At 60.3% G+C, this 13396-nt stretch carries 13 protein-coding genes; 11 read left to right on the top strand and 2 right to left on the bottom strand.

Going from position 1 to position 13396, the window contains the following annotated elements:
- Window positions 1-40 precede the first annotated feature (40 nt).
- From HTT03_RS14850 to smc, 5 genes are all read left to right on the top strand, one after another.
- A complete protein-coding gene (locus HTT03_RS14850) occupies window positions 41-265 on the top strand; it encodes a F0F1 ATP synthase subunit C (RefSeq protein WP_007118046.1) in 225 nt (74 codons plus the stop codon).
- A 90-nt stretch (window positions 266-355) separates the two neighbouring features.
- On the top strand, window positions 356-913 hold the full coding sequence (locus HTT03_RS14845; RefSeq protein WP_174860565.1) for a F0F1 ATP synthase subunit B': 558 nt from the start codon (window positions 356-358) through the stop codon (window positions 911-913).
- A gap of 15 nt (window positions 914-928) precedes the next feature.
- On the top strand, window positions 929-1489 hold the full coding sequence (locus tag HTT03_RS14840; RefSeq protein WP_174861241.1) for a F0F1 ATP synthase subunit B: 561 nt from the start codon (window positions 929-931) through the stop codon (window positions 1487-1489).
- A gap of 77 nt (window positions 1490-1566) precedes the next feature.
- Window positions 1567-1989, top strand: a complete 423-nt coding sequence (locus HTT03_RS14835; RefSeq protein ID WP_246253562.1) for a hypothetical protein — start codon at window positions 1567-1569, stop codon at window positions 1987-1989.
- Between the two features lie 124 nt (window positions 1990-2113).
- Complete coding sequence (gene smc, locus HTT03_RS14830) at window positions 2114-5569, top strand: chromosome segregation protein SMC (RefSeq protein WP_174860564.1); 3456 nt, start codon at window positions 2114-2116, stop codon at window positions 5567-5569.
- A gap of 106 nt (window positions 5570-5675) precedes the next feature.
- Here smc and HTT03_RS14825 read toward each other — a convergent pair whose 3' ends face one another.
- The gene (locus HTT03_RS14825; RefSeq protein WP_174860563.1) at window positions 5676-6035 is read right to left on the bottom strand and encodes a helix-turn-helix domain-containing protein; all 360 of its coding nucleotides are present in this window, start codon (window positions 6033-6035) and stop codon (window positions 5676-5678) included.
- 163 nt (window positions 6036-6198) lie between these two features.
- Between HTT03_RS14825 and HTT03_RS14820 the strand changes: the two genes are divergently transcribed.
- Window positions 6199-7107: a LysR family transcriptional regulator gene (locus tag HTT03_RS14820; RefSeq protein ID WP_246253560.1), complete on the top strand. Its 909-nt coding sequence runs from the start codon at window positions 6199-6201 to the stop codon at window positions 7105-7107.
- Between the two features lie 116 nt (window positions 7108-7223).
- Here the strand turns inward: HTT03_RS14820 and HTT03_RS14815 are convergent, their stop codons facing one another.
- Window positions 7224-8822, bottom strand: coding sequence for a phosphoenolpyruvate carboxykinase (locus HTT03_RS14815; RefSeq protein ID WP_174860562.1), 1599 nt, complete (start codon window positions 8820-8822; stop codon window positions 7224-7226).
- Between the two features lie 381 nt (window positions 8823-9203).
- Here HTT03_RS14815 and HTT03_RS14810 point away from each other — a divergent pair, with 381 nt between their 5' ends.
- The 5 genes from HTT03_RS14810 to HTT03_RS14790 are packed head-to-tail and all read left to right on the top strand — an operon-like array spanning window position 9204 to window position 13390.
- Window positions 9204-9905: a response regulator transcription factor gene (locus HTT03_RS14810; RefSeq protein WP_093738079.1), complete on the top strand. Its 702-nt coding sequence runs from the start codon at window positions 9204-9206 to the stop codon at window positions 9903-9905.
- Between the two features lie 42 nt (window positions 9906-9947).
- The gene (locus tag HTT03_RS14805; protein ID WP_174860561.1) at window positions 9948-11633 is read left to right on the top strand and encodes a sensor histidine kinase; all 1686 of its coding nucleotides are present in this window, start codon (window positions 9948-9950) and stop codon (window positions 11631-11633) included.
- 34 nt (window positions 11634-11667) lie between these two features.
- Complete coding sequence (locus tag HTT03_RS14800) at window positions 11668-12099, top strand: HPr kinase/phosphorylase (protein ID WP_174860560.1); 432 nt, start codon at window positions 11668-11670, stop codon at window positions 12097-12099.
- Complete coding sequence (gene rapZ, locus HTT03_RS14795; RefSeq protein ID WP_174860559.1) at window positions 12096-13001, top strand: RNase adapter RapZ; 906 nt, start codon at window positions 12096-12098, stop codon at window positions 12999-13001. Before HTT03_RS14800 ends, rapZ begins: the two co-directional genes overlap by 4 nt.
- A complete protein-coding gene (locus HTT03_RS14790; RefSeq protein ID WP_174860558.1) occupies window positions 12998-13390 on the top strand; it encodes a PTS sugar transporter subunit IIA domain-containing protein in 393 nt (130 codons plus the stop codon). The genes rapZ and HTT03_RS14790 overlap by 4 nt, the downstream gene beginning before the upstream one ends.
- The last annotated feature ends 6 nt before the right edge of the window (window positions 13391-13396 follow it).

Genomic DNA, 13396 nt, shown 5'->3' with positions numbered 1-13396 from the left:
CCGCCAAAGTTTTAACTTCCAATCGTAAGGAGATACCCCCATGGAAGGTCAACTCGCACATATCGGCGCAGGCATTGCAGGTCTCGGCACAGGCATCGCAGCCCTGGGTGTCGGCAACGTTGCCGCCAACTTCCTGTCCGGCGCACTGCGCAACCCATCGGCAGCCGCAAGCCAGACAGCGACCCTGTTCATCGGCATCGCGTTTGCAGAAGCTCTGGGGATCTTCTCGTTCCTCGTCGCTCTGCTGCTGATGTTCGCTGTCTAAGCTCTCGGAACTGTAATCCTTACGAGCGGGCAGGCGCGCAACGCCGTGTCTGCCCGGCTGTAACGGCAAAGTTTCCAAGGAGAAGCCACGATGGCAACTGTAACAACCAGCGACGGGCTGGCCGACGCGACCGGCATTGCGACCCATGCCGCCGAAACGCCGGGCATGCCGCAGCTGAACTTCGATCACTGGGGCAACCAGATTTTCTGGCTGATCCTGGCGCTGATCGCCACCTACCTGATCCTGTCGCGCGTGGCTCTGCCGCGTATCGGTGCGGTTCTGGCGGAACGCCAGGGGACCATCACCAATGACATCGCGGCTGCCGAAGACCTCAAGGTCAAAGCACAGGAAGCCGAAGCCGCCTATGACAAGGCCCTGATCGACGCCCGTGCCGAGGCACAGCAGATCGTGGCCCAAGCAAAAGCGGACATGCAGGCTGATCTGGATGCCGAAATGGCCAAGGCTGACGCCGAGATTGCCGCGCAAGTGGCAGAGTCGGAAAAAGCCATCGCCGAAATCCGCGCCGGTGCTATGGAAAACGTACAAGCCGTTGCCAAAGACACCGCCGAAGCCCTCGTTATCGCTTTGGGTGGTACGGCAGATGCAACCACTGTTGATGCCGCCGTCGATGCGCGGATGAAAGGATAAGCCATGACCAAATCCATGCGCCTGGCACTTTCGACCCTGCTCGCTGGCGTGGTGGCTTCGCCTGCTTTTGCGGCCACCGGGCCTTTCTTCTCGCTGCGCAACACGGACTTCATCGTGTTGCTCGCGTTCCTGCTGTTCCTCGGGATCTTGATCTACTTCAAGGTGCCAAGCCTGCTCGTCGGTATGCTCGACAAACGGTCAGAGGGCATCAAGACCGAGCTTGAAGAAGCCCGCGCTCTGCGTGAAGAAGCGCAAACCCTGTTGGCCTCTTACGAGCGCAAGCAGAAAGAGGTGCAGGACCAAGCGGACCGCATCGTGTCTTCCGCTAAGGAAGATGCCCGTCTCGCCGCCGAACAGGCGCGGGCGGATATGGCCAAATCGCTTGAGCGTCGTATGGCCGCCGCGAAGGACCAGATCAGCTCGGCCGAGGCCGCCGCTGTGAAGGAAGTCCGCGACCAGGCCGTGACCATTGCCGTGGCTGCGGCGCGCGACGTGATCGCCAAGCAGATGACCGCCGCGCAGAGCAACAAGCTGATCGACGATGGCATCGCACAGGTCGAAGCCAAGCTGCACTAAGCTGCTTAATATTGAGTTAAGAAAGCCCCGGTTCCGCCGGGGCTTTTTCTTTGGCGGGTAAGGTTTTGTTAACCGCGATGATCCACCCTCACGATATGCGATGGATCACCTCTCTCTTCTTTTTAAGTGTGCTTTTGGCCTGCAACACCGCGGGACCCCATTTTCGTGGCCTCCCCGCCACACGGGTGACGGTTGAGGGGTCGACCTTTGACGTCCGCGTGCGTGACGAACTGGCGGAGGCGATGCGGATCAACATGCAATATGCCCCCCGCTTTGGCCCAATCCGCGCCCGCGCGGGTAAGGCCATGGCACTGGTCAGCGGTTGCGAGGTGACTGAGGTGCGAGGGGATCAGGCGCTGGCTCTTGGCCTGCTGGACTGTGGCAAAGGTCGAAAGAAACCGCGGGAAGGGCGCATGGCGCTCGAATGCGCGCCGGTGCCGGGAACCGCGGGCGTGCTCGACAGGCAAATTGATGTCGATATCACCTGCTCGGCATTATAATGCAGACAATATCTTGTGGATAACCGCCGACGCAGCCCTTCCCCTTGGGGCTTTTGATTGACTTGCCCCCCCGCCCAACGGCAAGTTCGCCGCTCAGGCGAGAATCAGATACGACAGGTCAAACTTGCGCTTTTCCAAACTCAGACTGACGGGCTTTAAAAGCTTCGTCGACCCGACAGACCTTGTCATCTCGGACGGGCTCACCGGGGTCGTCGGGCCGAATGGCTGCGGCAAATCCAACCTGCTCGAAGCGCTTCGCTGGGTCATGGGGGAAAACCGACCGACCGCGATGCGCGGCGGCGGGATGGAAGATGTGATCTTTGCAGGCGCCGCGTCGCGGCCCGCCCGAAACTTCGCCGAAGTGTCGCTGCATCTGGACAATCGCGACCGTCTGGCGCCTGCCGGGTTCAACCAGCACGACGCGCTTGAGATCGTCCGCCGCATCACGCGGGACGTGGGCAGTGCCTATAAGGTGAACGGCAAAGATGTGCGCGCCCGCGATGTGCAGATGCTTTTTGCCGACGCGTCGACGGGGGCGCATAGTCCGGCATTGGTTCGGCAGGGCCAGATCGCAGAACTGATCAACGCCAAGCCGAAAAGCCGCCGTCGTATCTTGGAAGAAGCGGCGGGCATCTCTGGCCTTTACCAGCGTCGGCATGAGGCCGAACTCAAATTAAACAGTGCAGAGACCAACCTCGCGCGGGTTGATGATGTCATCGACCAGCTTGCCGCGCAGCTGGCAACCTTGGCCCGCCAGGCACGCCAAGCCGCCCGCTACCGCGAAATCGGCGATGCGTTGCGGCGGGGCGAAGGCATGCTGCTTTACCGCCGCTGGCGCGAGGCTGATGAGGCCCGCACCGCAGCAGAGGAAGCGCTGCGCGACCGTGTCGCCGCCACCGCGCAGGCCGAAGCCGCGGTGCGCGACATGGCCAAAGCTCGGATGGAGGCCGAAGATGCCTTGCCCGTCTTGCGCGAGGAAGAGGCCATCGCCACGGCGATTTTGCAACGCGTCACGACGCAGCGGGACACATTGGCCGAGCAGGAGGACCGGGCGCGCACGTTGATTGAGGTGCTGAATGGCCGCATCGCGCAGCTTAGCAGGGACATCGAACGCGAAGGGGAGTTGAACCGCGACGCCCATGAGACGATCAATCGCCTAGAACTCGAAGCGCAGGATTTAGCCCAGTCAGACGAGGGGCATGAGGCTACGCTTGCAGCCGCTGCCGAAGCCGCACAGGCCGCCGCAAGTGTCCTGCAGGCGCGGGAAGGTGAGCTGGCCCAGCAGACCGAAGACGTCGCCCGGCTGGCGGCCCGACACAGTTCTGCCGAACGGCTGTTGCAGGACAGCCGTCGAACTCTTGAGAGGGCTGAGGCCGAGGGTCGCAAGGCCCGCGAGACCGTGGCACAGAGCCAAGCCACGCTGAACAAGGCGAAGGATGACTTCGCGGCAGCGCAACAAGCCGAACAGGCTGCCATCGTTGCCGCCGCTGCTGCGGACGCGGCCCTTATTGCGGCAGAGGACGCCCGCACAGACACGCAAATGCGCGAGGCTGAAGCGCGGGCGGAGCGTTCTGAGGCGGAGGGCGAGATGAACGCGTTGCGGGCTGAGGCCGCAGCTTTGGCAAAGCTTGTTGAGCGGGATGCCGCTGAGGGCGGGCAGATCCTTGACCAGTTGCAAGTCGAACAGGGGTTTGAAAAGGCGCTTGGCGCCGCGTTGGCCGATGATCTTCGCGCACCTGAAGTGGCCAGGGAGGGACCGTCGGGTTGGGCCATGCTGCCCGCCTACGCGCAGGCGCAGCCGCTGCCAGATGGGGCCACACCGCTCACTGCGCATGTGACGATCCCCGGCGTGCTTTCGCGGCGAATGAGCCAAGTCGGCCTTGTCGATGCGAACCAAGGACACCACCTGCAGGCCACGCTGTTGCCGGGGCAGCGGTTGGTGTCTGTCGATGGCGATCTGTGGCGGTGGGACGGATTCCGCGCTGCTGCCGAAGATGCGCCTTCGGCAGCAGCGCTGCGGTTGCAGCAGCTTAACCGGCTTGAGGTTTTGAAACAGGCATTGGCGCAGGCCCGCCAGCGCGCCGATGTCGCCCGCGAGGCACATGAGGCATTGCAAAAACAATTGGCTGAGCAGGCCGAGGCCGACAAACGCGCCCGCGACGCGCGCCGCGATGCAGACCGACAGGTGGCTGATGCAGGCCGCGCCCTGAGCCGTGCCGAAGCAGATCGCAACCTTTTGCAAAGCAAACTCGAATCACTGGGTCTGGCCGTAAAGCGTCACGAGGATACCGCAACTGCCGCCCGCGCCGAGGTTCAAGAGGCAGAGCAGGCTTTGGCAGAGTTGGAGGATTTGGCCGCGGCACGGGCAGCGGTGGACGATCTGCGCATGACGGTCGAAGCCGCGCGCATCACCATGATGACCCGCCGCGCCGCGCATGACGAACTGCGCCGCGAGGGGGAGGCCCGCCGCAAACGGCAGGGCGAGGTGACGCAAGAGGTCACCAGTTGGCGCCAGCGGTTAGAAACGGCTGAGAAACGCTCAACCGAGTTGGTGGAGCGCAAGACTGCGTCAGAAGCGGAGTTGGCCGAAGCCAGCGCCGCGCCCGCCGAGATCGCCGCCAAACGCGAAGAACTGTCAGAGGCGATTGCCAGCGCTGAAGCCCGTCGCGCCCACGCAACAGAGACTTTGGCAGCAGCAGAGACTGCCCTGAAAGCCGCTACCGCCGCCGAACGCGATGCGGAACGCCAAGCCTCTGACGCACGCGAAGCCCGTGCGCGGGCAGAGGCCCGCAACGATGCCGCTCGCGAAACCGTGGAACTGGCGGAAAGCCGGATCAGTGATGACCGCCAGATGACCGCAGGGCAACTTCTTTCGTCGCTGAAAATCGAGGCCGCCGAGATTCCCGCCATTGAGACGTTGGAAGAGGAGGTGAATCGCCACAAGCGTCAGCGCGATTCACTGGGTGCGGTAAACCTGCGGGCTGAGGATGATGCTAAGGCGGTGCAGGAGGAGCACGACAACCTGTTTACCGAAAAGGGCGATCTTGAAGAGGCGATCAAGACATTGCGCAGCGGGATCGCGGGGCTGAACCGAGAGGGCCGGGAGCGGTTGCTGACGGCCTTTGAGCAGGTGAACGCCAATTTCTCGATGTTGTTCACCCATCTCTTCGGCGGCGGCGAGGCCAATTTGGTGATGGTCGAAAGCGACGATCCCCTTGAGGCAGGTCTGGAGATCATGTGTCAGCCGCCGGGCAAACGGCTCAGCACCCTGAGCTTGCTGTCTGGTGGTGAGCAGACCTTGACCGCAATGGCGCTGATCTTCGCGGTATTCCTTGCCAATCCGGCGCCGATTTGTGTGCTGGACGAGGTCGATGCCCCGCTTGATGACGCAAATGTGACCCGGTTCTGTGATCTGCTGGACGAAATGTGCCGCCGGACGGACACGCGATTCCTCATTATCACCCACCACGCGGTGACAATGGCGCGTATGGATCGGCTGTTTGGCGTGACCATGGCGGAGCAGGGGGTCAGTCAGCTGGTCTCTGTCGATTTGAAAAAAGCGGAAACGCTGGTTGCGTGATATAGGTCGGGAACTCTCGCCTTATCAGGCGGAGATAATCACCGATGCGGGTTAAAGCCCGCGCGTTGCCGGGGGAGGCTGCGCGCCCCCGTCGGGAGCAGCTATCCTAGCCACGACGTGCAACGGTCACGCCCGCGACGTCTTCGATAAACGTTAGAATACGGGTCTTTACGCCGTCATCCTTGATGGATGCGATAGCGTTGACGATGTCCATCGTTGGATCTTTGCGCTCGCCTTTGCCTTCGGCTTCTTCCATGCCCTCGAAGAAATATCCGGGGGTCACGTCCAATATCTGCGCCAGATCAAACAAGCGGCTGGCCGCGACCCGATTGGAACCGATTTCGTATTTTTGGATCTGCTGAAAAGACAGGTCGAGCTTGCGCGCCACGTCAGTCTGAGACATGCGGCGCAGGGTGCGCGCTTGTTTAAGCCGCAGACCTACATGTGCATCTACGGGATGAGCCATAAGTGAGTACCTCTAGTTGTGCTTCTTAATTCAGTACTCAGTGGAAGTTAGCGTTCAATTGCACAGATATGTGTGCTTTCCGTTCATTTTTATTTAACTGATAGGTGAAAATCGTTGCAGTGATGGGTGATTACTGTACCATCAGGCCCCTATGAACCAACATTTGCCACTTCACGAACCCGTACATCCGGTGCCGCCCCTCTCTTTAAAAGAGCCGGCACCGCCGCTTTTGTTCGAGATGATCCGCTCCTTCGTCACTTTGGCAAACACGTTGAATCTTAGCCATGCCGTGTTGGAGCTAAACAGCACCCGGCAGACCGTGCGGCGTCATATCCAGCAGTTGGAAGATGCGATGGGAACGCCGCTGTTTGAGATTGACGCGCGTCGCTACTCCCTCACCCCTGCCGCGATTGATGCGCTGCCCGCGGCGCGGGATATTCTGGCGCGGGGAAAGTTGTGGATCGAAGGCAAGTCGCGCCACACGCACGGATTGCAGAGGCTTTCTTATGCTGACCAGAAGGGCTGGTCGTTTTATCAGCAACAGCAGCCATTGACCCTGCTTTGGGATGGCGGGTCTCCGATGCTGCAAGCGGCGCTCGATGCCTGGACCCACAGCCGAGGGCGGCTTGAAAGCGAGGCTTTTCGTGTTATCCGGCCCTATGTTCTGGTCTATCGCGACTCGCCGAACGGTTGGATCTGTACCGAGGTTGGTGAGAAGTCCTTTTATACCCGATGGTGGGGCTGGGCGAATGCCCGCAGCAGCATTGGCCGTCCGCTGAAGCAGTTCGCAGGCGGCCCGGATTTTGAAGATATGCTGAACTACGCCTTTCGCGAGGTACAGGCGACCAAGGGGATCAGGTTTGATGAAGTGGTTACCCGTGTCCCGCGCGAAGAGGGCGGCGCGGCGATGCCACTGGCCTATAAGCGGTTGTTGATGGCTGGGCGGTATCCCGACAAGAGCTTTGCCCTGATTGCCGCGATTGACCGTTCTTCGACCGTGAATATTGAGGGGGTCGATCAGCAGTTCCTTGATGAGATGCCGTCCGATGCCAAGGTGAATTTCGACGGGTGATCGGTCCGAGGGTCGGTCGCCGCGCTCTGCGGTCGTAGCCGCCAAGACATGAGATTGGATACAAAAAGGGCGGCCTAAACTGGCCGCCCTTTTGACTGTCCGGTTGCCGTTAGGTCTTACCCGATCGCAGCAGCTTTCACGTCATCATCGATGTGCGGCAGATACTGTTCAAAGTTGTCCGAGAACATCTTGATCAGTTTTGCCGCCTGACGGTCATAGGCTTCGGGGTTATCCCAAGTGCGGCGCGGGTCGAGCAGGATGTCTGCCACGCCATTCACCGAAACAGGCACGTCAAAGCCGAAGTTGGGGTCTTTGCGGTATTCCACATCCGCCAAGCGCCCTTCAAGCGCAGCGCTCAGCAGCGCACGTGTGGCTTTGATCGGCATACGCGAGCCAGTGCCATGGGCGCCGCCGGTCCAGCCCGTGTTGACCAGCCAACAGGTTGCACCGTGCTGGGCGATCTTTTCGCGCAGCAGGTTGCCGTAAACCTCGGGGCGCCGGGGCATGAAAGGCGCGCCAAAGCAGGTGGAGAAGGTCGGCTCAGGCTCGGTCACGCCACGCTCGGTGCCCGCCACTTTGGAGGTGAAGCCCGAGAGGAAGTGGTACATCGCCTGCGCCGGGCTCAGCCGCGCAATCGGAGGCAGCACGCCGAAGGCATCGCAAGTCAGCATGATGATGTTCTTGGGGTGACCGCCGACGGCCTTCTCGCTGGCGTTGGAGATGTAGTGCAGCGGGTAGGCGGCACGCATGTTGGCCGTGAGTGAGTCGTCATCAAAGTCCAACTCAAAGGTGTGGGGGTCGAACACCATGTTCTCAATCACCGTGCCGAACTTGGATGTCGTCGCGTAAATTTCCGGCTCGGCCTCAGGGCTGAGGTTGATCGTCTTGGCATAGCAGCCGCCTTCGAAGTTGAAGGTGCCGTTGTCGGACCAGCCGTGTTCATCATCGCCAATGAGCGTCCGCTCAGGGTCGGCGGAGAGGGTGGTCTTGCCGGTGCCGGACAGGCCAAAGAAAACCGCCGTATCGACCGGGTTGCCAGTGGCGTGGTTGGCCGAGCAGTGCATCGGCATGATGCCTTTTTCGGGCAGCAGGTAGTTCAGCAGGGTAAAGACCGACTTCTTGTTCTCGCCTGCGTATTCGGTGCCGCCGATAAGGATCATCTTGCGGTCAAAGTTCATCGCGATGACGGTCTCGCTGCGGCAATCGTGCTTGGCCGGATCGGCTTGGAAGCTCGGACAGTTGATGACGGTAAAATCAGCGGTAAAGTCCTTGATGGCCTCCGCGTCGGGGCGACGCAGCATGGTGCGGATGAAAAGCCCATGCCAGGCCAGTTCGGTGACCATACGGACATTGATCGCGTGTTTGGGGTCGGCACCGCCCACGAGGTCCTGGACGAAATAGTCCTTGCCCTGCATATGGGCGATCATGTCTTCGTAAAGCGCGTCAAAGCCTTCGGGCGACATCTCGGCGTTGTTTTCCCACCAGATGCTGTCGGCCACGCTGTCGGTCTTGACAACATGTTTGTCCTTGGGCGAGCGGCCCGTGAACTTGCCGGTGGTGACCAAAAACGCGCCGCCTTTGCCCAGGGTGCCTTCGCCACGCTTTACCGCGGTTTCAACCAGCGCAGGTTCGGTCAGGTTGTAATAGACATCGCCGAGCCCGGTGATCTGCTGATCTTCGAGGCTGAACTGCGGGTTTACCCGTCCAAATGTCATGTGATGTCTCCTGTAGCGGCGCATGAGAGGCGCAAAACGTATCCGACTGGGCTGTATTGCCCGGGGCCAATTAAGACCGTGCGAGCCTCTTAACACGGCGGTTTTGAGCTTGAACAGGCGGCTTTGTCACAGTTAGCGCCACCATCTAAAACTTTGTTTCGACCTGACCATTTTCTACCCCCGACGCGCAGCCAGTCGCCCACGGTCGGTGAGAATCTTGCAGTCCAATGTGCGGCAATTTAGCCATTCCTAACCAAATTATGACCGAATTGGCGCATCTCAAAGGCACGATTCGCACTTAAGGATTGATTCGATCGGCAATATTGCGGATCACTGGCTCCAAAAATTAAGAATGAATTGAGCAGTATAAGGAAGCAGGCAATGTCGAAGATTGCATTGGTGGACGATGACAGGAACATCCTGACATCCGTTTCGATGACTCTTGAAGCCGAAGGTTTTGAGGTGGAAACCTACAACGACGGGCAGGCCGCGCTGGACGCTTTCAACAAAAAGCTTCCTGATATGGCCGTGCTGGATATCAAGATGCCGCGGATGGACGGGATGGACCTGCTTCAGCGGCTGCGTCAGAAAACCGCGATGCCGGTGATCTTTCTGACCTCCAAGGATGACGAGATTGACGAGGTGCTGGGCCTGCGCATGGGGGCTGACGACTACGTCAAAAAGCCTTTTAGCCAGCGTCTTTTGGTTGAGCGTATTCGCGCGCTGCTGCGCCGTCAGGACGCAGTGGCCACAGATGAGGTCGGCGACACCGAAGAGACCAAAGTCATGGAGCGCGGCGATCTGCGGATGGACCCACTGCGTCACGCAGTAAGCTGGAAGGGCAAGGACGTGTCCCTGACCGTCACCGAATTCCTGCTGCTGCAAGCGCTGGCGCAGCGCCCCGGTTTCGTAAAATCGCGGGATCAACTGATGGACGTGGCCTATGACGATCAGGTCTATGTGGATGACCGCACGATCGACAGCCACATCAAACGCCTGCGCAAAAAGATGCGCAGCGCCGATGATGAATTCTCGGCGATCGAAACGCTTTACGGCATCGGCTACAGATACAACGAAGAGTAAATACAGCGGTTAACGCTGGTCGAAAGGACACTTGTGCGGGACATGGCTGCAGGTAGGGACGGGGACGTTGTTCTGGGTGACGATTGGGTCACGCCGGACAATGCCGCGCCGGATGAAATCCGCGTTAAGCGGGAGCGGCGCGGCCTGTTCTCGCTGCGCTCTTCACCGCTGACACGCAAGATTATCACGTTTAACCTAATCGCGTTGAATGTGCTGGTTGCCGGTATTCTCTACCTTAATTCTTCTCGCGACAGTCTCGCGGTGCAGCGCGCTGCGGCGCTTATCTCGGAAGCGGAGCTCATCGCTGATGTGATTGAAGCGCAACTGCCTGCCGGCGCACCTGTTAACCTCACCACCGGAGACGGGATCGATGTGGCGGACACATTGGCTGGGCTGGACCTGCGCGGCGGGATTGAGGTCTTGGTCTATGATCCGGCAGAAACGCTGGTGTCGCGCAGCGCGGGCAGTCTGACAATCTCCGACACGCTCGCCGCCGCGCAGGCCGAGGACCGGACCCTGCTGAACGACGGGTTGAACTGGCTGTGGGAGCGGGTCTCGGCCCCGTTCAGCGCAGGTGCAGTTGCCCCGCCGCCGCTCGAAGATCAGTTGCGTGCGATGGTGTCTCAAAGCCTGAAGGACGGCACCCAACTCAGAGACAATATCGATATGGCTGGCAGCACGCTGTTCAGCGTTGCAACGCCGATCATGCAGGGCGATCAGCCTGTGGGGGTGGTCGCCGTGGCCTCTGCGGCGGGCGAAATTGACAAGCTCGTGCGCAGCGAGCGTGAGCGTGTCTTGCAGATGTTCGTTATCGCCACGCTGGTGTCGATTGGTCTTAGCCTCGTGCTGGCGTCCACCATCGCCAATCCGCTGGCCGATCTCTCTGCCGCTGCCGAACTGAGCCGCGACAAGGATGCGCGTAAGATGAATCCCGGTCGCATTCGCATCCCTGATTTGACCGCGCGTCCCGATGAAATCGGCCGCCTCTCTGGTGCGTTACGCGGCATGGTCTCGGCGCTTTACAATCGCATCGACGGTAACGAACAATTCGCCGCGGATGTGGCGCATGAGATCAAGAACCCGCTGGCCTCCCTACGCTCTGCGGTCGGCACTTTGCGCGTGGTCAAGCGTGACGATCAACGGGACAAACTGCTGGACGTTATTGAACATGACGTGCGCCGTCTGGACCGGTTGGTCAGCGATATCTCCAACGCGTCGCGGCTGGATTCAGAACTGGTCAAGGAAGAGGAAGAACCCTTCGATCTGCTGCAGATGCTGGGCAATCTCGGGCAATACCTCGGCGAAGACGCAAAGGCGCAGGGCATTGACTTCATCACTGATCTCCCTGCAGCACCAATTATCGTACATGGGCTTGAAGCGCGTTTGGCACAGGTTTTCGTCAACCTCATCACCAACGCAATTTCCTTTTGCGAGGATGGCGATGCAATCCGCGTGTGGGCACGCAAACGGGCCAATCGCGTGCTGATCGTGGTCGAAGACACCGGCCCCGGCATCCCCGATCAGGCGCTTGGGAAAATCTTCAAACGGTTCTATTCGCAGCGTCCTGAAGAGCATTTTGGCAACAACTCCGGTCTTGGTCTGGCGATCTCTAAACAGATCGTGGAAGCACATGGCGGCGTGATCTGGGCTGAAAACATTCGCCCAACCGAAGCCGACATCACCTCTGAGCCGCTCGGCGCCCGTTTCGTTGTAGGCTTGCCAACCTGAGCGGCCCCCTAGAGCCTGAAATGCCGGGGCAAATATGACGGTTGAACCGGAAAACCTACACGCCAGCTGCGTGGCCATTGCCGGGCGCGGGGTGCTCATCTTGGGCGCCTCAGGCGCGGGGAAATCTGCCTTGGCGCTGCAATTGATGGCGCTTGGCGCCAGTCTGGTGGCTGACGATCGCACGGATGTTGAACGGGTCGGGGATCAGGTAATCGCCAGCGCGCCCGCCCGCATCAGGGGGCTGATCGAAGCGCGTTTTGTCGGACTGCTGCGTGTTGCGGATTTCGGACCGGTGCCTCTGGCCCTTGTTGTCGATCTGGACCAGACTGAACAGCAGCGTTTGCCGGAGCAGCATACGCACCTGATACAGGGTGTCGCGTTGCCCTGTTATCACAAATGCGATAGCGCTCATTTTCCGGCAGCACTTCATCTGTATATGACAAGCAGTATGGACCATAGGATTTGACCTCTCAGCCTCCCACGCCCGACCAGCTGCACCGCCGCTTGGTCCTCGTAACCGGTCCTTCGGGCGCCGGCCGATCTTCTGCGCTCAATGTGCTGGAGGATGCGGGATTTGAGGCGATCGACAACCTGCCCTTGCGGTTGCTGCCTGTCTTACTGGATCGACCAGGCGATGCGCATTCAGTGGCTCTGGGCATTGATGCGCGCAACCGGGATTTCTCCACCGAAGGGGTGCTGGAACTGCTCGGCCGTCTGGCTGCGCTGCCCGGTTGGAGCACCGAAGTCTTGTATCTCGATTGTGCCCCGGATGTCTTGTTGCAACGGTTTTCCGAAACCCGCCGTCGCCACCCGCTGGCACCCGAAGACCGCCCCGCTGACGGAATCCGCCGCGAGCAGGACCTGCTACACCCGATCCGCGCCCGCGCCGATGTTCTGATCGATACGACAACGCTCAACGTACATGAGTTGCGCGCTGAGGTGGAACGGTGGTTTGCCCCCGGTGGCCAGCACCATCTTACAGTTTCCGTGCAGAGCTTCTCCTACAAACGCGGCTTGCCGCGCGGGGTGGATGTCGTCCATGACTGCCGCTTTCTGCGCAACCCCTACTGGGTCCCGGAACTGCGCAGCGGCGATGGCCGCGATGCCGCTGTGGCCTCCCATGTCGCCGGCGACAAACGGTTCGCCGCCTTCGCGGGTAAGGTACTGGATCTCAGCCTGCTGCTGCTGCCCGCCTACCGCGAGGAGGGCAAATCCCATATCGCCATCGCCTTTGGCTGCACGGGCGGGCAGCACCGTTCCGTTGCCATGGCCGAAAACCATGCTTTGCGCCTTGCAGAGCAGGGGTGGCAGGTGTCAATTAGGCACCGGGAACTGGACCGCCAGCAGCGTGAAGGAAGCAAGCCGTGATCGGGATCGTGATCGTCGCACATGGGGGATTGGCGCAGGAATATCTTGCCGCCATCGAACATGTCGTGGGATCTCAATACGGCGTCCGCGCTATCGCGATCGAGCCTGATCACGACCGGGCTGACAAAGAGCGTGAGATCTGCGCCGCCGCTGACGAAGTCGATCAAGGTGCTGGTGTCGTCGTGGTCACCGACCTCTTTGGCGGCTCCCCGTCGAACCTCAGCCTTTTGGCCTGCCGTCCCGAAAACCGACGCATCATCTATGGCGCGAACTTGCCGATGCTGATCAAGCTCGCAAAATCCCGCCAGATGGAAGTCCCCGATGCCGTGCGTGCAGCACTCGAAGCGGGTAAGAAATATATTGATAGTCAGAATATCAGTGCAGGTTAAAAGGCC

Origin of the sequence: Sulfitobacter maritimus, assembly GCF_013346665.1 — a bacterium.
Classification (GTDB): domain Bacteria; phylum Pseudomonadota; class Alphaproteobacteria; order Rhodobacterales; family Rhodobacteraceae; genus Sulfitobacter; species Sulfitobacter maritimus.
The sequence above is the reverse complement of the archived record's forward strand: the minus strand, read 5'-3'. Positions and strand labels throughout refer to the sequence as shown.

Excerpts from the sequence above, each read along its gene's own strand:
- HTT03_RS14815 (WP_174860562.1), bottom strand. The coding sequence starts at position 8,822 with ATGACATTTGGACGGGTAAACCCGCAGTTCAGCCTCGAAGATCAGCAG.
- HTT03_RS14800 (WP_174860560.1), top strand. The coding sequence starts at position 11,668 with ATGACGGTTGAACCGGAAAACCTACACGCCAGCTGCGTGGCCATTGCC.
- HTT03_RS14840 (WP_174861241.1), top strand. The coding sequence starts at position 929 with ATGCGCCTGGCACTTTCGACCCTGCTCGCTGGCGTGGTGGCTTCGCCT.
- HTT03_RS14825 (WP_174860563.1), bottom strand. The coding sequence starts at position 6,035 with ATGGCTCATCCCGTAGATGCACATGTAGGTCTGCGGCTTAAACAAGCG.
- HTT03_RS14850 (WP_007118046.1), top strand. The coding sequence starts at position 41 with ATGGAAGGTCAACTCGCACATATCGGCGCAGGCATTGCAGGTCTCGGC.
- HTT03_RS14805 (WP_174860561.1), top strand. The coding sequence starts at position 9,948 with ATGGCTGCAGGTAGGGACGGGGACGTTGTTCTGGGTGACGATTGGGTC.
- HTT03_RS14835 (WP_246253562.1), top strand. The coding sequence starts at position 1,567 with ATGATCCACCCTCACGATATGCGATGGATCACCTCTCTCTTCTTTTTA.
- HTT03_RS14810 (WP_093738079.1), top strand. The coding sequence starts at position 9,204 with ATGTCGAAGATTGCATTGGTGGACGATGACAGGAACATCCTGACATCC.
- HTT03_RS14845 (WP_174860565.1), top strand. The coding sequence starts at position 356 with ATGGCAACTGTAACAACCAGCGACGGGCTGGCCGACGCGACCGGCATT.